At 70.3% G+C, this 17,563-nt stretch carries 19 protein-coding genes and 1 pseudogene; 6 read left to right on the forward strand and 14 right to left on the reverse strand.

The window, feature by feature from the left end; all coding sequences use genetic code 11:
• Positions 1-418: 418 nt before the first annotated feature.
• The 5 genes from I8N67_RS34955 to mnmA all read right to left on the reverse strand — a co-directional run bounded on the left by I8N67_RS34955 (position 419) and on the right by mnmA (position 5,179).
• Positions 419-1,009 (reverse strand): ATP-binding protein, encoded by a 591-nt coding sequence (locus I8N67_RS34955; protein ID WP_200308310.1) that lies wholly within the window; start codon positions 1,007-1,009, stop codon positions 419-421.
• 33 nt (positions 1,010-1,042) lie between these two features.
• Positions 1,043-1,591, reverse strand: a complete 549-nt coding sequence (locus I8N67_RS34960) for a type I restriction-modification system subunit M N-terminal domain-containing protein (RefSeq protein WP_234046772.1) — start codon at positions 1,589-1,591, stop codon at positions 1,043-1,045.
• A 49-nt stretch (positions 1,592-1,640) separates the two neighbouring features.
• Positions 1,641-2,504, reverse strand: a complete 864-nt coding sequence (locus I8N67_RS34965) for an RloB family protein (protein ID WP_200308311.1) — start codon at positions 2,502-2,504, stop codon at positions 1,641-1,643.
• On the reverse strand, positions 2,501-3,805 hold the full coding sequence (locus I8N67_RS34970) for an AAA family ATPase (RefSeq protein ID WP_200308312.1): 1,305 nt from the start codon (positions 3,803-3,805) through the stop codon (positions 2,501-2,503). Before I8N67_RS34970 ends, I8N67_RS34965 begins: the two co-directional genes overlap by 4 nt.
• A gap of 243 nt (positions 3,806-4,048) precedes the next feature.
• A complete protein-coding gene (gene mnmA / locus I8N67_RS34975; RefSeq protein ID WP_200308313.1) occupies positions 4,049-5,179 on the reverse strand; it encodes a tRNA 2-thiouridine(34) synthase MnmA in 1,131 nt (376 codons plus the stop codon).
• A gap of 60 nt (positions 5,180-5,239) precedes the next feature.
• On the opposite strand from mnmA, the gene I8N67_RS34980 reads away from it, so the two are divergent.
• From I8N67_RS34980 to I8N67_RS34995, 4 genes and pseudogenes are all read left to right on the forward strand, one after another.
• Positions 5,240-5,980 carry an N-acetylmuramoyl-L-alanine amidase gene (locus I8N67_RS34980; protein ID WP_200308314.1) on the forward strand — a complete coding sequence of 247 codons (741 nt, stop codon included), beginning with the start codon at positions 5,240-5,242 and terminating at the stop codon, positions 5,978-5,980.
• A 362-nt stretch (positions 5,981-6,342) separates the two neighbouring features.
• Positions 6,343-6,540, forward strand: a complete 198-nt coding sequence (locus tag I8N67_RS34985; RefSeq protein ID WP_200308315.1) for a hypothetical protein — start codon at positions 6,343-6,345, stop codon at positions 6,538-6,540.
• Positions 6,541-6,615: 75 nt separating this feature from the next.
• A pseudogene (locus I8N67_RS44740) lies at positions 6,616-7,197 on the forward strand (alpha/beta hydrolase); the annotation flags it as partial.
• Positions 7,198-7,283: 86 nt separating this feature from the next.
• Positions 7,284-8,861 carry a multicopper oxidase family protein gene (locus tag I8N67_RS34995; protein ID WP_200308317.1) on the forward strand — a complete coding sequence of 526 codons (1,578 nt, stop codon included), beginning with the start codon at positions 7,284-7,286 and terminating at the stop codon, positions 8,859-8,861.
• A 29-nt stretch (positions 8,862-8,890) separates the two neighbouring features.
• Here the strand turns inward: I8N67_RS34995 and I8N67_RS35000 are convergent, their stop codons facing one another.
• From I8N67_RS35000 to I8N67_RS35010, 3 genes are all read right to left on the reverse strand, one after another.
• Positions 8,891-10,060: a cysteine desulfurase family protein gene (locus I8N67_RS35000; RefSeq protein ID WP_200308318.1), complete on the reverse strand. Its 1,170-nt coding sequence runs from the start codon at positions 10,058-10,060 to the stop codon at positions 8,891-8,893.
• 159 nt (positions 10,061-10,219) lie between these two features.
• Positions 10,220-10,510 (reverse strand): DUF4190 domain-containing protein, encoded by a 291-nt coding sequence (locus tag I8N67_RS35005; protein ID WP_200308319.1) that lies wholly within the window; start codon positions 10,508-10,510, stop codon positions 10,220-10,222.
• An 81-nt stretch (positions 10,511-10,591) separates the two neighbouring features.
• On the reverse strand, positions 10,592-10,756 hold the full coding sequence (locus I8N67_RS35010) for a hypothetical protein (RefSeq protein ID WP_200308320.1): 165 nt from the start codon (positions 10,754-10,756) through the stop codon (positions 10,592-10,594).
• 120 nt (positions 10,757-10,876) lie between these two features.
• Between I8N67_RS35010 and I8N67_RS35015 the strand changes: the two genes are divergently transcribed.
• The gene (locus tag I8N67_RS35015; RefSeq protein ID WP_200308321.1) at positions 10,877-11,503 is read left to right on the forward strand and encodes a TetR family transcriptional regulator; all 627 of its coding nucleotides are present in this window, start codon (positions 10,877-10,879) and stop codon (positions 11,501-11,503) included.
• 99 nt (positions 11,504-11,602) lie between these two features.
• Here the strand turns inward: I8N67_RS35015 and I8N67_RS35020 are convergent, their stop codons facing one another.
• Positions 11,603-11,989: a hypothetical protein gene (locus I8N67_RS35020; protein WP_200308322.1), complete on the reverse strand. Its 387-nt coding sequence runs from the start codon at positions 11,987-11,989 to the stop codon at positions 11,603-11,605.
• Positions 11,990-12,301: 312 nt separating this feature from the next.
• On the opposite strand from I8N67_RS35020, the gene I8N67_RS35025 reads away from it, so the two are divergent.
• Complete coding sequence (locus tag I8N67_RS35025) at positions 12,302-12,631, forward strand: DinB family protein (protein ID WP_200308323.1); 330 nt, start codon at positions 12,302-12,304, stop codon at positions 12,629-12,631.
• Here the strand turns inward: I8N67_RS35025 and I8N67_RS35030 are convergent.
• The 5 genes from I8N67_RS35030 to I8N67_RS35050 all read right to left on the reverse strand — a co-directional run bounded on the left by I8N67_RS35030 (position 12,615) and on the right by I8N67_RS35050 (position 17,523).
• The gene (locus I8N67_RS35030; protein WP_200308324.1) at positions 12,615-13,463 is read right to left on the reverse strand and encodes a thioesterase family protein; all 849 of its coding nucleotides are present in this window, start codon (positions 13,461-13,463) and stop codon (positions 12,615-12,617) included. The genes I8N67_RS35025 and I8N67_RS35030 overlap by 17 nt on opposite strands.
• A 63-nt stretch (positions 13,464-13,526) precedes the next feature.
• A complete protein-coding gene (locus I8N67_RS35035; RefSeq protein ID WP_200308325.1) occupies positions 13,527-14,186 on the reverse strand; it encodes a trimeric intracellular cation channel family protein in 660 nt (219 codons plus the stop codon).
• A 63-nt stretch (positions 14,187-14,249) separates the two neighbouring features.
• Positions 14,250-15,428, reverse strand: a complete 1,179-nt coding sequence (locus I8N67_RS35040; protein WP_307835459.1) for an ABC transporter ATP-binding protein — start codon at positions 15,426-15,428, stop codon at positions 14,250-14,252.
• Positions 15,425-16,519: an ABC transporter ATP-binding protein gene (locus tag I8N67_RS35045; protein ID WP_200308326.1), complete on the reverse strand. Its 1,095-nt coding sequence runs from the start codon at positions 16,517-16,519 to the stop codon at positions 15,425-15,427. Before I8N67_RS35045 ends, I8N67_RS35040 begins: the two co-directional genes overlap by 4 nt.
• On the reverse strand, positions 16,516-17,523 hold the full coding sequence (locus I8N67_RS35050) for an ABC transporter permease (RefSeq protein WP_200308327.1): 1,008 nt from the start codon (positions 17,521-17,523) through the stop codon (positions 16,516-16,518). The genes I8N67_RS35045 and I8N67_RS35050 overlap by 4 nt, the downstream gene beginning before the upstream one ends.
• Positions 17,524-17,563: the final 40 nt, after the last annotated feature.

The raw sequence follows: 17,563 nt of genomic DNA on the forward strand, positions 1-17,563 counted from the left end.
GAGGTCCCGCTCGGAGTCAGCGGCACGCGTGGCGGGCGAGCCGGGCGGGGCGCCCTGGACGTGTTCCCACCCCATGGTGACGAGCTGATCGATGAGCGGCCTCTCGACCCTCTCGTACTCCGGCTGCGCCACTCCCGCTCTCCCCACCCGTCACCGCACGCGTCATATGCCCCTGCGGAAACAGGGGTAGGGGCGAGTCTAGTGGCGTCCACCGACAGTGACGGGGCGAGGGGAGTGGGCTGGCGGATCCAGGCCACGGGAGGCGGAGGTGACCTGGGGGTACGGCCGATCGGTGGCCTGAAGCCGTCATCCGCTGGGTTCCGCTTTCGGCACCGCGCCACCGACGGCTCTGCGGCACCATGCCGAAGTGCCCCAAACCCGGGGCCGGTTGCCCGGCGAGCCGGATCATCCGGCACAGTCAGGCAGCGAGCGCGGGCGCCGTCGGTGACGGCGGTGACGGCGGAACGGGCAGGTTCAGCTCGAACCAGATCGTCTTGCCTCCGGGGCCGCCCGCCCCCTCCCCCATGGGACACCCGCCCCACCGGTCGGCGACCGCGTCGAGGATGAGCAGTCCACGCCCGCCTTCGGCGTGTGTGCCGGTCGCGCGGGGTGACATGCCAGGCATCGAGGGAAGGTCGGTGCTCATGTCCCAGACGCTGACCCGCAGTACCGGGTGCAGCCACTGGAGTCTTACGGACGCAGGGCCCCTCGTGTGCCGTACGGAGTTGGTGGCCAGCTCGGAGGCGAGAAGCTCCGCGCGGTCGGTGAGCTGGGCGAGCCCGTGCGCGTCCAGGACGGCACGCAGGGTGACGCGGGCGACGCCCGGCCCTCGTGGGTCGCAGGGAAAGCGCAGTTCGTAGTGCCAGGGGGCGGTGAAGGGGAGCGGCGGGGGGTGCGGGAGGCCGGTGAGGGGGTCGAGGGCGGGAAAGAGGTACGGGGTCGGGCGGGGCGGGGTCGGTGGCGCTGAGGTCGGCTTCCGGTCGGAGGTCGGGGGCTGGCCTGTACTCACGTGGCACCTCCTGTGGTGCGCGGTCACGACGGGTCAGGCCGCGCCCAGCATGTCCGGGAACTCGAAGTCCTCGTTGCGGAGCCGGTAGAGGCTGAAATGGCGGATCAGCGCGCGGAGTTCGGCGTTGGTGAAGCGGGGCCTCGTGCCGACGACCTCGTTGAAGTTGATGTGGGAGGCGACGCCGTTCAGTCTGCGGTTGCTCTCCTGGAATGCCGCCAGTGCCTGGTCGAGCCGCTCCCCCACGTTCTCGGTGAGAGCCGAAACCCCCGGCAGGGGGTTGCCGGGGGTCCGCGGGTCTATGTGCGGGCCCTTCCACCAACGGGCTCGCGGTGGGACGTAGAAGACACGGGGGTACTTGTCCCGGTCGTTCGCCCGATTCAGGGCCTCGGTCTTGTCCTTCGTCCGGTCCCAGGCGTCCACGTGCACCCGCTCCCACTCGGGCTGGAACTCGTCCGAGGCGCGCTTCAGGAAAAGCATCCCGAAAATGAAGTCCCGGTACTCGGAGGCGTCCATCCGGCCGCGCAGGATGTCGGCCGCCGAGAAGAGGTGCCGCTCAAGCTGGGGCAGGGTGATACGAGCCAAGGCAAGCCTGTCCTTCGTACGCCGTCGGGGTGGGTGGAACCCCGGCAGCCTAGTCCGTGCGGTTCGCCGATCGGAAACTGTTCGTCCGGTTGCTACGTTTCGTCCGTTCCGATGCCGACCTGACCAGCAGGCGCCACACGTCGGCCGACGGATCACGCTGAACGGGGTCACAGGTCGCCGCGTGCCCCGTGCGACGGTTCCACTCCTCGTAGGTCTCCTTCGTCTCGCTTCTCGGGCCGGGAATCGGCTCGATCTTGGTGAGGTGCCTGGCCGAGCAGCCGCCAGACGGGTGCGGGCAGAGGGCGACCAGGGCGCGCGCGTTGTCGATGGCCGTCTTCTCCCGGCCGAGCAGTGCCCGCTCGCGCCGGTCTCCGAGGCCCTTGCCCCGGTCGCCGGACTGGCTGGCGTAGTCGGCGAAGCCGGCCGCGTCCGGATGCGCGCGCAGCCGGTCGAGGACGGTCGTGCTGCGACCGCTCTCCCGGCTCGTGTGCTGTTTGAAGTGGAGCAGCAGCCACAGTTCGAAGGACGGGTGGGAGAGAGCGACGTGTACACCGTGCTCGGCAGCCAGCCGCATGGCCTCCCGGATGTCCTCCGGGGTCTTGTCGCCGGAGTCCCGGTCGAAGAGCGCCCACTTCTCGTCGTCGGGTCTCTGCGCCGCGGCGAGGACCCGCTTGACCACCTCGACGGGACGGAGGCCGTTGGGGTCGCCGTGCCGGCAGAAGTGGAGGTGAAACTTCTTCTCCGCGCCGTAGGCACGGTTGAGGAGGGCGATGTAGTCGCCCTCGGTCTTGGCGCCCTCGGCGGCCACGTAGACCAGCCGCCGGGTCGGGTCCTGGTAGCTGGAGACGGGGCGGCGTACCGCGCCCCCGCCCCGGCGGTCGCGCCGCTTGCTCCGCCTGTTGTCGCCGCTCACGCCGTCGCCCTCAGCCCCTCTTCGAGCAGGGCCAGCTGCCGGGCGACCTCGCCGTTGGTCAGGCGGGGCACGCCGCCGTAGCCGCCCGCCAGGTAGCGCCGTACGAGGTTTTCGTCGTTGCGGACTTTGCGGGCGGCGGTGAGCGGGTAGAGCTCGGTCTCCCCCGTGCCGTTCTTCAGGGTGATCCACACCTGGTCGCGGTCGAGCGGGCGCTCGGCAACCGTGGGACCGAGCAGGGTCGCGTCGTGGGTGGTGAAGACGAGTTGCGCGGGGCGGGGGTTGGCGTCGCGGTCCTGAAAGATGCGGATGACTTCGGCCGCGAGCAGCGGGTGAAGACTGGAGTCGAGTTCGTCGACGAGAAGCGTGCCGCCGGTCCTGAGGACGGTGAGCAGCGGGCCGAGGAAGGCGAACCAGGCGTGCGTGCCGAGAGACTCCTGGCGCCAGAAGTCCAATGGCTTCCCGCCGTCGTCGGCGACCGAGCGGTGAAGGAGCTGTGGGTCACCCGTGTCCGGGTCGACGGTCAGGCCGGTGACGCCCAGGTCCGCCGCGCGCAGCAGGGTGAGGAAGCGCTCACGCAGCTCTCCGCCGAGGTGCTGGTCCTCGTTCAGCAGCCTTCGCGTCCAGTCCGTGCGGTCCTCCACGTCCTCGCCGGGAGTGACGAGCCAGAAGTTGTCCAGGAACCAGCGGTGGACCGCGGAGAGCTGCGGGTGGTTCAGGGCGGCGGCCACGGTCAGGAAGAGGGAGTTCGACCTGGTGAGGGTGGCGATCGATTCGCTCGTCCGCTTGTCGAGCCGAAGTCCCCGACCCGGGAAGGCGATCTCGCCGCCTTCTTCCTCGGGCCTTCCGGCTTCCCGGTCGAACCACACCTGGCGACGCCCACTGGGGTATGCGTGCAGCCACTCCGCCTCGACCCGCTCGTCGGACAGCTCGAAGCCGTAGGTGTAGCGGACGTGTTCACCCGCCGTCGGAAGCAGCAGGTCCACCTCGAAGAGGCTCGTGTCCTCACCCGCGCGTGGGTCGAGTTCGAAGGGCTCACGGGGTACCGCGTCCGGGGCCTTGCCCCACTCGGCGAACGAATCCCGTACGGCTGCGCGCATGAAGTTCATGGCCAGGAGCAGGTTCGACTTGCCCGAAGCGTTTGCTCCGAAGACACCGACCGCCGGCAGGACCGTCACTTGCCTGCCTTGGGAGCGGACACCCATGTCCCGACCGGTTCTCTCGTTGAGATCGGTCGCCACCAGTGACAGCTCCACCTCGTGGCGGATCGACCGATGATTGGCCACCCGGAAGCTGAGCAGCACGGTCGACCTCCTCCTCGATCAGGGGAACACATCCCGACCTCGTCGCCTCACACAGATTGATACGGGTAACCCGCACCAATCACCATATGACGAATGCGAGCACGTGGCCAGAGGATCGTCAGCCGGTGTTGACCGGGGCCTCCACAGGCGAGGATGCTGCACGCGATTACGACGGATATCGCGCCACGTTCACGCTCGGTGCCTCACGCCTCCTGCTGCCTCGGGTGTCAGCGGCGCCGACCATCAGGCGACGCTCGCCTTCGCGCGCCTGGTGGACGCGATCGTCGCCGAGCCCACCACGCGCGTGTCGTCGTACAGCACGATCGCCTGGCCGGGGGCGACGCCGCGGACCGGCTCGGTGAAGCGGACCTGGAGTTCGCCGTCGATCAGTTCGGCGGTGACCTCGGTCTCGCCGCCGTGGGCGCGGAGCTGGGCGGTGTAGGTGCCGGGGCCGGTGGGGGCCGCGCCGCACCAGCGGGGCCTGATCGCGGTCAGGGCGTCGACGTCGAGGGCGGCGGCCGGGCCGACCGTGACCGTGTTGTTCACCGGGGAGATGTCGAGGACGTAGCGCGGCTTGCCGTCGGCGGCGGGGGTGCCGATGCGGAGTCCCTTGCGCTGGCCGATGGTGTAGCCGTACGCGCCCTCGTGGGTGCCCAGGACGGTGCCGGACTCGTCGACGATGTCGCCCTCCGCCCTGCCGAGGCGCCCGGCGAGGAAGCCCTGGGTGTCGCCGTCGGCGATGAAGCAGATGTCGTGCGAGTCGGGCTTCTTCGCGACCGCGAGGCCCCGGCGCTCGGCCTCGGCGCGGATCTCGTCCTTGGTCGTCGTGGTGTCGCCGAGCGGGAACATGGCGTGGGCGAGCTGCTTGTCGTCCAGGACGCCGAGGACGTACGACTGGTCCTTGGCCATGTCGGAGGCGCGGTGCAGCTCGCGGCCGCCGTCCTCGCCGACGATCACCTGGGCGTAGTGGCCCGTGCAGACGGCGTCGAAGCCCAGGGCGAGGGCCTTGTCGAGCAGCGCCGCGAACTTGATCTTCTCGTTGCAGCGCAGGCAGGGGTTCGGGGTGCGTCCGGCCTCGTACTCGGCGACGAAGTCGTCGACCACGTCCTCGCGGAAGCGCTCGGCGAGGTCCCAGACGTAGAAGGGGATGCCGATGACGTCCGCGGCGCGGCGGGCGTCCCGTGAGTCCTCGATCGTGCAACAGCCGCGCGCGCCCGTCCGGAACGACTGCGGGTTCGCGGACAGCGCCAGATGGACGCCCGTCACGTCGTGCCCGGCTTCCGCCGCGCGGGCGGCGGCCACGGCGGAATCGACCCCGCCGGACATGGCGGCGAGGACACGGAGGGGGCGGGGGCGCTGCGAGATCTCAGTCATAACCCTTCAAGGGTAAGGGGCGCCGGGAACCGGAGCCCGCGAGTATCCGTTGATGATCTCGTGGGGACGAGACGGGCTTCCAAGAACACGTCCGGGGACAGCGGCGCGAGCGCTCCCGGCAGCGGGGACGCGGGCTGGCGCGTGGGGCGCCGGGCCCTGCTCATCGGTACGGCGGTGGCCGCCGTCGGCACCGCCGTGGTGGCCCGGGACGAGCTGACGCGCGCGTGGTGGCGGGTGCCCGGCGTGGAGAAGCCGCGCAAGGAGGGCGAGGTCGACTACACCGGGGCCCGGTGGGTGGCCGCGTCGGACGCCAACTGGCGGATGGCGGACCGGCCGGACGACTTCGGCATAGACATGGTCATCATCCATGTCACCCAGGGCAGCTTCGACAGTGCCGTGAAGGTCTTCCAGGACCCGGCGCACGGCGCGGCCGCGCACTACATCGTCCGCAAGGACGGCCACGTCACCCAGATGATCCGTGAGCTGGACGTGGCCTACCACGCGGGCAACCGTGACTACAACGAGCGCAGTGTCGGCATCGAGCACGAGGGCTTCGTCGAGCGTCCCGAGGACTTCACGGCCAAGATGTACGAGGCTTCCGCCCAGCTCACGGCCCGGATCTGCGCGCGGTACGACATACCCGTCGACCGGGAGCACATCCTCGGCCACGTCGAGGTGCCGGGGACGGACCACACGGACCCGGGCGAGGGCTGGGACTGGGACCGGTACATGAAGCTGGTGCGCGCGGCGGCCGCCGCCCAGACCTCGCCGACCGCCACCCCGGCCTCGACGAACGCCTGACGTCCGGCCGGAGTCGGTCGGCTTCGGCCGAAGTCGGTCGGCGACGTCCCAACACCCCTGGCAGGCACGGGAGTTACACACATGTCGTGATCTTGCACGCGCACCTCAGCTCGGGACGGGGACGTCCGTGCCATCCCCGTCACCGGCACCCCAACCGCCGCCGCCCCGGCCACCCCTCCCCGCCATGACGCTGCCGCTCCCTGTAGTGGGGGTCGGTAGCCAGGCGTAGCACCCGGCCTCGAACCGTTCCGCCAGTCGCCGCCGACGGTAGGCGTACCGGAGGCGTCCGTACATGTCCATGAGGGCAGTCCTCCGTGCACCGGCTTCAGCGACCTGCCCGACGCCCGCGCCGCATCCGCGCGATGGTGCTGGACTCCGACATGGACCACAGCCGCGGCGTGTGGGGCATCCAGAGGGACCGGGCCGAGACCCTGGAGTGCGCGTTCGGCGAGTTCGCCGACTGGTGCGCCCGTACGGCCTCCCGCACCTGTACGGCGGTGATGTGCGCGCCCTTCTACGACTCTCTCTACCGGGGGGGGGCGCCGAGGGGAACCGGCTGACCTGGCTATGGCCGCCGCGGGCATTCGCACCCACACCCACGCCCACCTCACCCTCGTGCGGACGAACCGGCCAATCCGCGGCACCGGCGGCGGGTGCACGGAGCGCCGCCGATCCTGGTGACCACCAGCCGCTACGACGTGGCGACTCCGCACGTGTGGGGCGCGAACGCGGCCCGGCAGATCGGCCGGGAGACGACGCTGCCGACGTACGACGGTGTCGGGCACATCACCTACTGGCTGAGCCCCTGTGTGCGGGCGGCGACGGACACGTACCTCACCACGCCGGCGACTCCGGCGAAGGGCACGCACCGTCCCGCCGACCGGCCGGGGGACGGCAGGCCTCGGTCGGGGTCCGGGGGCGACGGTCTCATCGAGCCGCTGTCCGAACCCGAGAGCGTCTTTCGGCCACCTCGCAGCCCCGCCCCGCCCCGGCCCGCGCTCGCCGTGCGTCGCCGCAGGTCCGTGCGGTGGTTGCGGACAGGCAGGTCACAGGGGTGCGAAGGTGCCGGGACAGCACCGGCACAGACCCGCCGGAGTGTGACGCGCATCACAGATCCGAGATCCGCAAGCGCTTGCGACCCTGTCTACGCCCGATACGTCCTGCGCCCCGATCGCGACCTGCGACGCGTCAACCTGGGGGATTTTCAAGGAAGTTGACGGGCACCGCCGCCTCGCAGCCTCCCCGGCTCGCACCTAACTTCGCCTCAGCACTCACATAGCCTTTAACCCAAAGCTCCACCGCCATGACGTACACGACAGAGCCCGCCTCCGGTGCGGGACGGCAGAACACGGGTTCCCACGCGAAGAACGGCCGGGGCCTCAAGGGCGAGCACACCAAGGAGAGCAGGGGCCGGGGCGGCAAGGGTCTGCACCGGCGGAAGTTCCTCGGCGGGATGGCCGGGGCCGGGCTGGCGGCGGTCGCGGTGGCCGGTACGACCTTCTCGCTGCTGACCGACGCGAAGGGCAACAAGGCGGGCGCCGCGACCAACACCGCCACGCTGAACGTCCCCGACCTGCTGGAGGGCACCACCACCGACGGCACCACCACCTTCACGCTGACCGCCCAGACCGGCACCCACGAGGTGCTGAGCGGTGTCACCAGCGACACCGCCGGTTACAACGGGTCGTACCTCGGCCCGACCATGAAGTGGACCACCGGCTCCACAGTCCTGCTGAACATCACCAACGACCTCGACGCCGACACCAGCGTCCACTTCCACGGCGCGCACATCCCGGCCGAGATGGACGGTGGCCCGCAGAACGCCTTCGCGGCCGGGGAGAGCTGGGCGCCCACCTTCGAGATCCTCGACGAGGCCAAGACCCTCTGGTACCACCCGCACGCGCTGGGCACCACGGCCGAGCAGGTGGTGCACGGTCTGGCCGGCCTGATCATCGTGGAGGACGACACGACCGCGTCCGCCGCGCTGCCCAGCGAGTACGGCGTCGACGACATCCCGCTCGTCCTGCAGTGCCTGGCCACCGACACCGCCGGCGACACCAAGTACAACCTGACCGGCTATCTGGGCGGCAGTCTGAGCTTCCCGGTGCTGTGCAACGGCACCAATGTCGACGACACCACGCTCACCTTCACCGCGACCAAGACGCGCACGCGCTTCCGGGTCCTCAACGCCTCGCCGTCCGACATCATCACCGTCCAGCGCGGCGACGGCGGCACGCTCACCCAGATCGCCACCGAGCAGGGCTATCTCACCGAGGCCACCGAGGTGAAGACGATCCGGCTGGTCGCGGGCGGGCGGGCCGAGTTCGTCATGGACCTCAGCGACGCGGTCACCCTCCAGGCCGTCATCACGACCGGGTGGGTCCGTGGCGGCAGCGGCACGTACGACTTCCTCACCGTCACCCCGGACGCCTCGGACAGCCCCGACGACCTGCCGTCCTCGCTCAACACGATCGAGCGGTACGACACGTCGAGCTTCACCGCGCGCGAGATCACCCTCGACCAGGACGGCCTGGAGATGGCGATCAACGGGTCGGTCGGCACCACCATGGACTCCATGGCGACGATCATGACCACCCTCGGCTCCAAGGAGATCTGGACGATCACCAACAACACGCAGCTGGAACACTCGTTCCATCTGCACGACGTACCGTTCCAGCTGATCGAGATCAACGGCGAGGAGCCGACCGGCGTCGATCTCGGCTGGTTCGACACCTACGAGGTCGTCGGTGGCGGTTCCATCAAGATCGCCATGGAGTTCACCGACTTCGCCGACGACACGTACATGTACATGCTCCACTGCCATCTGCTCCAGCACGAGGACGAGGGCATGATGGCCGGTCTCATGGTGATGGAGAGCTAGCGGAAGGACTGACCTGGAGGCATCGGCCTTCAGGTCAGCCCGGCGGCCCGTGCGCGCTCCACCACCGGGCCGATGGCCTTGGCGACGGCTTCCACGTCGGCCTCGGTGGAGGTGTGGCCGAGGGAGAAGCGGAGGCTGCCGCGGGCCAGATCGGGGGCGGTGCCGGTGGCGAGGAGGACGTGGCTGGGCTGGGCGATGCCGGCGGTGCAGGCGGAGCCCGTGGAGCACTCGATGCCCTGGGCGTCGAGAAGCAGCAGCAGCGAGTCGCCCTCGCAGCCGGGGAACGTGAAGTGCGCGTTGGCCGGGAGGCGCCCCGCCGAGGACGGGTCCCCGCCCAGGATCGCGTCCGGGACCGCCGTACGGACCGCCTCGACCAACGCGTCGCGCAGGGCGCCGATCTCCCGTGCGAACCACGCGTGCTGCTCGGCGGCGAGCCGGCCGGCGACCGCGAAGGAGGCGGCGGCCGGGACGTCGAGGGTGCCGGAGCGGACATGGCGCTCCTGACCGCCGCCGTGCAGGACGGGTACGGGGCTGTACTCGCGGCCGAGCAGCAGCGCGCCGATGCCGTACGGGCCGCCGATCTTGTGGCCGGAGACGGTCATCGCGGCGAGTCCGGAGGCTTCGAAGTCGACCGGAATCTGACCGAAGGCCTGCACCGCGTCGGCGTGCAGCGGGACGCCGAACTCCTTGGCCACATCGGCGAGTTCACGGACCGGCATGATCGTGCCGATCTCGTTGTTGGCCCACATCACGGTGGCCAGGGCGACATCGTCGGGGTTGCGGGCGATGGCCGCGCGCAGGGTTTCGGGGTGGATGCGGCCGTACGCGTCGACCGGGAGGTACTCGACGGTGGCGCCCTCGTGTTCGCCGAGCCAGTGGACGGCGTCGAGGACCGCGTGGTGTTCGACGGGGCTCGCGAGGACCCGGGTGCGGGCCGGGTCGGCGTCGCGGCGGGCCCAGTACAGGCCCTTCACGGCGAGGTTGTCGGCCTCGGTGCCGCCGGAGGTGAGGACGACCTCGCTGGGGCGGGCTCCGAGGGACTCGGCGAGGGTTTCACGGGCCTCCTCGACGGTTCGCCGCGCTCGGCGGCCGGATGCGTGCAGCGAGGAGGCGTTGCCGGTGACGCTCAGCTGGGCGGTCAGGGCCTCTGCCGCCTCGGGAAGCATCGGGGTCGTCGCCGCGTGGTCGAGGTAAGCCATAGTGGGGCCGATTTTACGGGCCTGATCTCCGTGGCCTGGGGCCCGGCCGGTCCTGGGGTCTTCCGGGGTGGCGACGAGGGTCGGTTTTGCGCCTTGCCAGGGGTGCGCCGCGGGTCGTCGGCGCGAAGGTGACGCGGGGGCGGCGGGGGCGACGCCCTCTCAGAAGCTCCAGGACACCGTGTTCGTGGTCTGCATCAGCGCGGCCAGGATCACCAGGTCCGCGACACCCAGGCCCAGCCCCAGGTAGGCGCGGCCGCGCCTCGTCGTGCCGCGCTTGAGGGCGAGGGCGGCCAGGACGACGGCGATGGGGCCGAGGAAGAGGTTGAGGACGAGGAGACCCAGAAGGCCGAGGATGAAGGAGGCGACGGCCATGCCGTCGGCGTCCCGGCCTCGGGGGCGGCTGCCGGTGGCGGTGGTCGTGGGGGTGTGGCGTGCTGCGGTGAGTTGCATGGTGCGTTCTGCTCCCAACGGGCTCTCGGGGAAGTCCGGTTGATGGTCGGCCGGTGGCCAGGGCGGTCGGTCGGCCGGTGGTCAGTCGGTGGTCGGGCCGCGGCGGGCGTGACGCTCGCGGTACGCGAAGACGGCCAGCCAGACGGCGATGCCTGCCGCGAGGGCGGACGAGACGGCCAGCGGTACGTGGGCCACGGTGCCCAGCACGACACCCAGCAGCAGAAGTGCGGCGACGAGGAACAACATCGCGGGAACGCCTCTCGTGACGATTGGGTGAACGGTTGTAGTAACACTTGTTCACTGACTACCAAGTCTAGCGCGCCGCCCGGCTTTGCAATCACGGAGAACAGTTGTTAACTGCATGGCATGAGTCACACTCTCGGCATCCGGCAGGTCCAGAAGCTGAAGACCCGGCAGGCGCTCATGGACGCCGCGCTCGGTCTGCTGGAGGAGCAGAGCCTGAGCAGCCTGGGGCTTCGTGAGGTCACCCGGGCCGTCGGGGTCGCCCCGACCGCGTTCTACCGGCACTTCCGCTCGACCGCCGACCTCGGCGTGGCGCTCGTCGAGGCGGCGCTCGGCAGCCTGCACCCGGTGCTCGGGGATCTGATGTCGGCCGTCGGCGACAGCGACGAACTCGTCGAGCGCGCCGTCGATCTGATCGCCCGCCATGTGGACGCGTACCCCGCGCACGTCCGTTTTATCGCGCGCGAACGGCACGGCGGTGTCCAGCCGGTACGGGCCGCGATCCAGGGGCAACTGGCCCGGTTCGCCGAGGAAGTACGCGCCGAACTGGCCAAGCGACCCGAGACCGCCGGCTGGACCGACGACGACCGGCTGATGCTCGCGGGTCTGTACGTCGATCAGATGCTGATGACCGCCTCACTGTTCCTGGAGGCGTTGGACGAGCCCGAGGAGGAGCGCGCCCGGGCGATGCGGCTGGCGAGCCGCCGGATGCGGCTGATCAGCATCGGCTGCCGCCACTGGCTCGACTGAGCCTCCCTGCGCCTGCGCACGGACGCGCGGGAGGGCGCGCCCGTACACACCGGACGCGCCCTCCCGCCTACGCACCGACCCGAGGTCGGCGCACCGAGGTCAGCTGTCCTTGGACGCCGACGCCGAGGCCTCCTGGCTCGGAGCCCCGCTCGGCGCCCCGCTCGGGGCCTGGCCCCACTGGCCGCCGCCGGGGCCGCCACAGCCGCCACCGCCACCGGGGCCGCCCTGGCCGCCACCGCCGGGCATGCCGGACGGCATACCAGACGGCATACCACTCGGCATACCGGACGGCATACCACTCGGCATGCCTGACGGCATACCGGACGGCATGCCGGACGGAGCCCCCGACTGGGGCTGGCAACTCTGCTGATCGGAGGTGCCGTTGTTCGAGGTGGACGACGACGAGTCGCTGGAGCCGCACGCCACAAGGAAGAGGGGTGCGGCCGCCAGCAGGGCGACGGCGGGGACGAGACGTGCACGCTGCATGAGAAACAACTCCAAGAACGATGAGGGAGTTCGTGAGCGGCATCGAATCAACGCAGCTTGGGGCTCTCTTGGGTTCGCGCTGTGCCAAGCCTGTGCGAACTGCAAAGCGATCACCAAAACCCCCGCCTGAGCTGGCATTTCACACCTTCCCCGTAACTCGGCTCTGATGCAGGCTCGTGACAGACGCGGCTGCGGCGGCCACTTCGGCGCATGCGTCGGGCGGGTCGAGCACGTCCAGCCAGGAGGGGTCCCTCCCGCGGGTTGTCCGGGCGCGCGCCGGCGGCGGCGGATGCCGGGCCTCGCCGGCTGACCATGACGCACCCGGTACGTGTCCCGTGGGGCGAGGTCTGCGGAAGGGACGCGCTGTCGGCGTACGTCATGGAGCTGGTGGCCCACACGTGGGACCTCTCCGAGGGGCTCGGCCGGCCGATCGCGCTCGATGCGGAGCCGGCCGAGTACTCCCTGGCCTCGGCTCTGACCGGTCTGCCCGACGGGCCGCACGAGGGGCGGCCCTTCGATCCGGCGCTGCCGGCCCCCGCAGGAGCCGACGCCTACGGCCGGCCGGCGGCCTGGCTGGGCCGCAGGCCGATCGCTCCGACCGGCCCGAGCGGCCCGACCGGTCCGGTCAGTCCGACAGCCTGACGCGGGCCAGCTGGCGCGACTGGGCGACCAGCCGGTCCGCGCTGTCCCAGACCTCGGCGTCCTCCTCCAGGAAACCGCCGGCGAGGTTGCGGGTGGCGATGGCGACCCGGAGCGGGCCGGGCGCCGGCCGGCACCGGACGTGGACGGTCAGCTCGACCGTCGGGACCCAGCCGGAGATGCCCAGCTCGAAGGCGGTCGGCGGCAGCGCGTCCACCGCGAGGAGCAGCGCGAGGGCGTCGGCGTCGCGGCCGTCCGCCAGTCCGAACCAGGCCCGCATCTCCCCCTTGCCGGAGGGCGCGCCGAGCGCCCAGCCGAGGGTCGCCGGGTCCAGCTTGAGCAAGAGCCGGTCGGCGATCGCGGAGCTGCCGGGGACGGGGGCCGGCGCGTCCTGGGCGCCGAAGCACTGCTCGATCGGCGGGATCGCGGGCGGTTTCGCCGTCGTGCGGACGTCGTCCGGGAGGGAGTCCAGGTCGCCGTAGGAGGCGAGGACGCGGATCCGCTCGACCTCGCGGCCCTCGTCGTCGTACTGGAAGAGGGAGGCCTGGCCGGTCGACAGGGTGCGGCCGGTGCGTACGACGTCCGTACGGACGACCGCGGGACCCGGCCGGGAGGCGGTCAGGTAGTGCGCGGAGACCGTGAACGGGTCGGCGTGCGGGAGGGCGTCGGCGAGGGCGCGGCCGAGGACGGCCAGCAGGTATCCGCCGTTGACGGCGCTGATGATCGTCCAGCCGGCGGAGAGGTCGATGTCGTAGACGCCCTCTTCGCGCCGCGTGAGCGCCGTGTCGCGGTCGAACTCGCTGTCGCCGATGATCGCCTGGGATGCCTGAGCCATGGCGGTACGGTACAACAAGTAATTACTAAGCGGTAGCTTTATGTGTTGCCGTGACGTTTCGCCTCAGCCCTCCTCGACCGCGGCGGACCGCCGGTTCCACGCCCGCGGCGCCCGCCAGTGGTACCGCATCGCCAGCAGCCGCAGCACGAAGGCCGTGACGGCGGCGAGCGCCGAGGTGAGGGGGTTCAGGGCGTCCAGGCTGATGCAGAGCACGACCGATCCGGCGCCGACCATCGCGGGCACGGCGTACAGATCGCGGTCCCAGCGCAGCAGCGAGGGCACCTCGTTGGCGAGGACGTCGCGGAGCACACCGCCGCCGACCCCCGTGGCGAGACCGAGGGCGGCTGAGGCGGTCAGGCCGAGCCCGTACTCATGCGCCTTCGTCGTGCCCGCGACGCAGAAGAGGCCGAGGCCGGCCGCGTCGAAGACGTTGACGCCGTTCTGGATGCGCTCCACCTCGGGGTGGAGGAAGAAGACGAGGAGGGCGGCGAGCAGCGGGGTGAGGAAGTAGCCGAGATCGGTGAAGGCGGCCGGCGGTACGGCGCCGATGACCAGGTCCCGGAAGAGCCCGCCGCCGAGCGCGGTCACCTCGGCGAGGACGGCGATGCCGAAGACGTCGAAGTTCTTGCGGACGGCCAGCAGCGCGCCCGAGATCGCGAAGGCGAAGATGCCTATCAGGTCGAGCGTGTGCTGGACGGAAGGGCTGAAGAGTTGCTGAAGCACCCTTCCATTGTGGCGCACGAACGAGCCCCCACCTTATATTGCAAGGCAGAGGCTCGTTCTCGCTTAGTTGTCGTCGGCTTCGTCGGCGACCTCGGCCTCGACGGAGACCTCGGTCTCCGTCGGCGTCCCGGCCTTCCTGACCGATTCCGGTACCAGCTCACCCGCCTCCTTCGCGGCCGTCAGCAGGACGACGTCCTGGGGCTGCTGGTCCTCGAAGTTCTCGGGGTGGTGGCAGGCGACCCGCCCGCCCGGCTTCAGCTCGGCCAGCGGCGGCTCGACGGTCGTACAGACCTGCGTGGCCTTCCAGCACCGGGTGTGGAAGCGGCAGCCGCTCGGCGGCGCTATCGGCGAGGGCACATCGCCCTTGAGCAGGATGCGCTCGCTCTTGGCGCCGCGCCGCCGGGGGTCCGGGACGGGCACGGCCGAGAGCAGGGCCTTGGTGTAGGGGTGCATCGGCGCCGCGTACAGCGAGTCCCGGTCGGCCAGCTCGACGATCTTGCCGAGGTACATCACCGCGATGCGGTCCGAGACATGGCGGACGACCGAGAGGTCGTGCGCGATGATCACGTACGTCAGGCCGAGCTCGTCCTGGAGGTCGTCCATCAGGTTGACGACCTGGGCCTGGATGGACACGTCGAGCGCGGAGACCGGCTCGTCGGCGACGACCATCCGGGGCTTGAGGGCGAGCGCGCGGGCGATGCCGATGCGCTGGCGCTGGCCGCCGGAGAATTCGTGCGGGTAGCGGTTGTAGTGCTCGGGGCTGAGGCCCACCAGCTCCAGGAGACGCTGGACCTCCTTCTTCACCCCGCCCTCGGGCTCCACGCCCTGGAGCTTGAACGGCGCCGAGACGATGGTGCCGATGGTGTGCCGGGGGTTCAGCGAGCCGTACGGGTCCTGGAAGATCATCTGGATGTCGCGGCGCAGCGGGCGCATGCCGCCGGTGCTCAGATGCGTGATGTCCTTGCCGTCGAACTCGATCTTCCCGCCGGACGGTTCGAGGAGCCGGGTGATGAGCCTGCCCATGGTCGACTTGCCGCAGCCGGACTCACCGACGACGCCGAGGGTCTCGCCCCGGCGCACCTCGAAGTCGATGCCGTCGACGGCCTTGACCGCCCCGACCTGCCGCTGGAGCAGGCCCTTCTTGATGGGGAACTGCTTGACCAGGCCCTCGACCTTGAGCAGCGGTTTCTCGTCGTCGTCGCGCGGGGCCGGCACGGCGGCCCGGGTGTCGGTCTCGCTCACAGCTTCGGCGCAATCTCTTCGGTCCAGATCCGCGTCCGGTCCTCCTGCGACAGGTGGCAGGCGGTGAAGTGCCGGCCGCCCACCTCGCGCAGTTCGGGGCGCTCGGTGCGGGTGATGTTGTCCTTGGGGACGTCCGCGTACGGGCAGCGCGGGTTGAAGGCGCAGCCCGAGGGGACGTTGATGAGGCTCGGCGGCTGGCCCTTGACCGGGATGAGCCGGTCGGTCTGGGCGCGGTCGATACGCGGCATCGAGCCGAGCAGGCCCCAGGTGTAGGGGTGCTGCGGCTCGTAGAAGATGTCGTCGACCGGTCCGCGCTCCACGCAACGGCCGCCGTACATCACGAGGATGTCGTCGGCGATCTCGGCGACCACGCCGAGGTCGTGCGTGATGATGACGACCGCGGAGCCGAACTCCTTCTGCAGGTCCCGGATGAGGTCCAGGATCTGCGCCTGGACGGTGACGTCCAGGGCGGTCGTGGGCTCGTCGGCGATCAGCAGTTCGGGGTTGTTGACCAGGGCCATGGCGATCATGGCGCGCTGGCGCATACCGCCGGAGAACTCGTGCGGGTAGCCGTCGACCCTCTTGTCGGGCTCCGGGATGCCGACGCGGTCGAGGAGCTCGATGGCGCGCTTGCGGGCCACCTTCTTGCTGACGTCGTGGTGGACGCGGTACGCCTCCACGATCTGGCTGCCGACCTTGTAGTACGGGTGCATCGCGGACAGCGGGTCCTGGAAGATCATCGCCATGTCGCGGCCGCGCAGTCGGCGCACCTCGTCCGGGTCGGCGCCGACCAGTTCCTTGCCGTCCAGCCAGATCTCGCCGGACATCCGCACGTTCTTTCCGCGCGCGCCGAGCCGGTGCAGGCCCATGATCGCCAGCGAGGTCACCGACTTGCCGGAGCCGGACTCGCCCACGATGCCGAGGGTCTTGCCCTTCTCCAACTGGAAGGAGAGGCCGTCGACGGACTTGACCAGGCCGTCGTCGGTCGGGAAGTGCACCTTGAGGTCGCGCACTTCGAGGAACGCCGTGGGGGCGTCCTGGGCGCGTACGGGCTCGCCGACAGCGGCCCCGGTCTTGGACAGTTCGGTCACGAGAGCCTCACCCGCGGGTCGATCGTGGCGTACAACAGGTCCACCACAAGGTTCATGAAGACGACGAAGAACGCCGCGAGCAGGGTCACCCCGAGGATCGGGGGCAGGTCGTTGGCGCTGATCGACTGGACCGCGTACTCACCGATGCCGTGCAGGGAGAACACGGTCTCGGTGATGAGGGCACCGCCCAGGAGCAGGCCGACGTCCATGCCGAAGACCGTCACCAGCGGCGTCAGCGCGGCCCGCAGACCGTGCTTCACGACCACGTTGCGTTCGCGCAGGCCCTTGGCCCGCGCGGTGCGGATGTAGTCCTCGTTCATCGTCTCCAGCATGCCCGAGCGGGTGAGCCGGGCGTAGATGGCCGAGTAGAGGAGCGCCAGCGAACACCACGGGAGGAAGAGGGTATTGGCCCACTGCGAGGGGTTTTCGGTGAAGGGGACGTACGTCCTGCCGAAGATCTCCAGCTGGTAGCTGAACAGCAGCAGGGCCAGCTGTCCGGTGAAGAACATGGGCAGGGAGACGCCCGCGAGGGCCACACCCATCGCGGCCCGGTCGAAGAACGAGCCGGGCTTCAGGGCCGAGATGACACCGGCCGTGATACCGCCGAGCAGCCACAGCACGGCGGCGCCGGAGGCGAGCGAGATGGTCACCGGCAGCCGGCTGGTGAGCTGCGGCCAGACCTCCAGGTGGTCCTTGAAGGAGTAGCCGAAGCAGGGGGCGTCACAGCGGACCGTGGTGGGCCCCAGGTCGTAGGTGGCACCGGAGACAATGCCCTTGATGAAGTTCCAGTACTGCTCGTAGACCGGCTGGTCCAGGCCGAGGTTCCGCTTGACCGCCGCGATGTCCTCGGGCGAGGGGTTCTTGCCGATGTACTGCTGTGCCAGCTGGTCGGCGGTCTGTCCGGCGAGCTTCGGCAGGATGAAGAAGATGCCGAAGGTGACCGCGGTGACGACGAGCAGCAGGATCACCGCCGCGATCGTCCGGCGGATGATGTACGAGATCACGAGGACCGGCGCCGGCGCCCGCGGGTGTGCTCACCCGCGG

Origin of the sequence: Streptomyces adelaidensis (assembly GCF_016598475.1) — a bacterium.
GTDB classification, from domain to species: domain Bacteria; phylum Actinomycetota; class Actinomycetes; order Streptomycetales; family Streptomycetaceae; genus Streptomyces; species Streptomyces adelaidensis.

Excerpts from the sequence above, each read along its gene's own strand:
- I8N67_RS35005 (WP_200308319.1), bottom strand. The coding sequence starts at position 10,510 with ATGCAACTCACCGCAGCACGCCACACCCCCACGACCACCGCCACCGGC.
- I8N67_RS35015 (WP_200308321.1), top strand. The coding sequence starts at position 10,877 with ATGAGTCACACTCTCGGCATCCGGCAGGTCCAGAAGCTGAAGACCCGG.
- I8N67_RS35000 (WP_200308318.1), bottom strand. The coding sequence starts at position 10,060 with ATGGCTTACCTCGACCACGCGGCGACGACCCCGATGCTTCCCGAGGCG.
- mnmA (WP_200308313.1), bottom strand. The coding sequence starts at position 5,179 with ATGACTGAGATCTCGCAGCGCCCCCGCCCCCTCCGTGTCCTCGCCGCC.
- I8N67_RS35010 (WP_200308320.1), bottom strand. The coding sequence starts at position 10,756 with ATGTTGTTCCTCGTCGCCGCACTTCTGCTGCTGGGTGTCGTGCTGGGC.
- I8N67_RS35020 (WP_200308322.1), bottom strand. The coding sequence starts at position 11,989 with ATGCAGCGTGCACGTCTCGTCCCCGCCGTCGCCCTGCTGGCGGCCGCA.
- I8N67_RS34985 (WP_200308315.1), top strand. The coding sequence starts at position 6,343 with ATGGTGCTGGACTCCGACATGGACCACAGCCGCGGCGTGTGGGGCATC.
- I8N67_RS35030 (WP_200308324.1), bottom strand. The coding sequence starts at position 13,463 with ATGGCTCAGGCATCCCAGGCGATCATCGGCGACAGCGAGTTCGACCGC.
- I8N67_RS35025 (WP_200308323.1), top strand. The coding sequence starts at position 12,302 with ATGACGCACCCGGTACGTGTCCCGTGGGGCGAGGTCTGCGGAAGGGAC.
- I8N67_RS34995 (WP_200308317.1), top strand. The coding sequence starts at position 7,284 with ATGACGTACACGACAGAGCCCGCCTCCGGTGCGGGACGGCAGAACACG.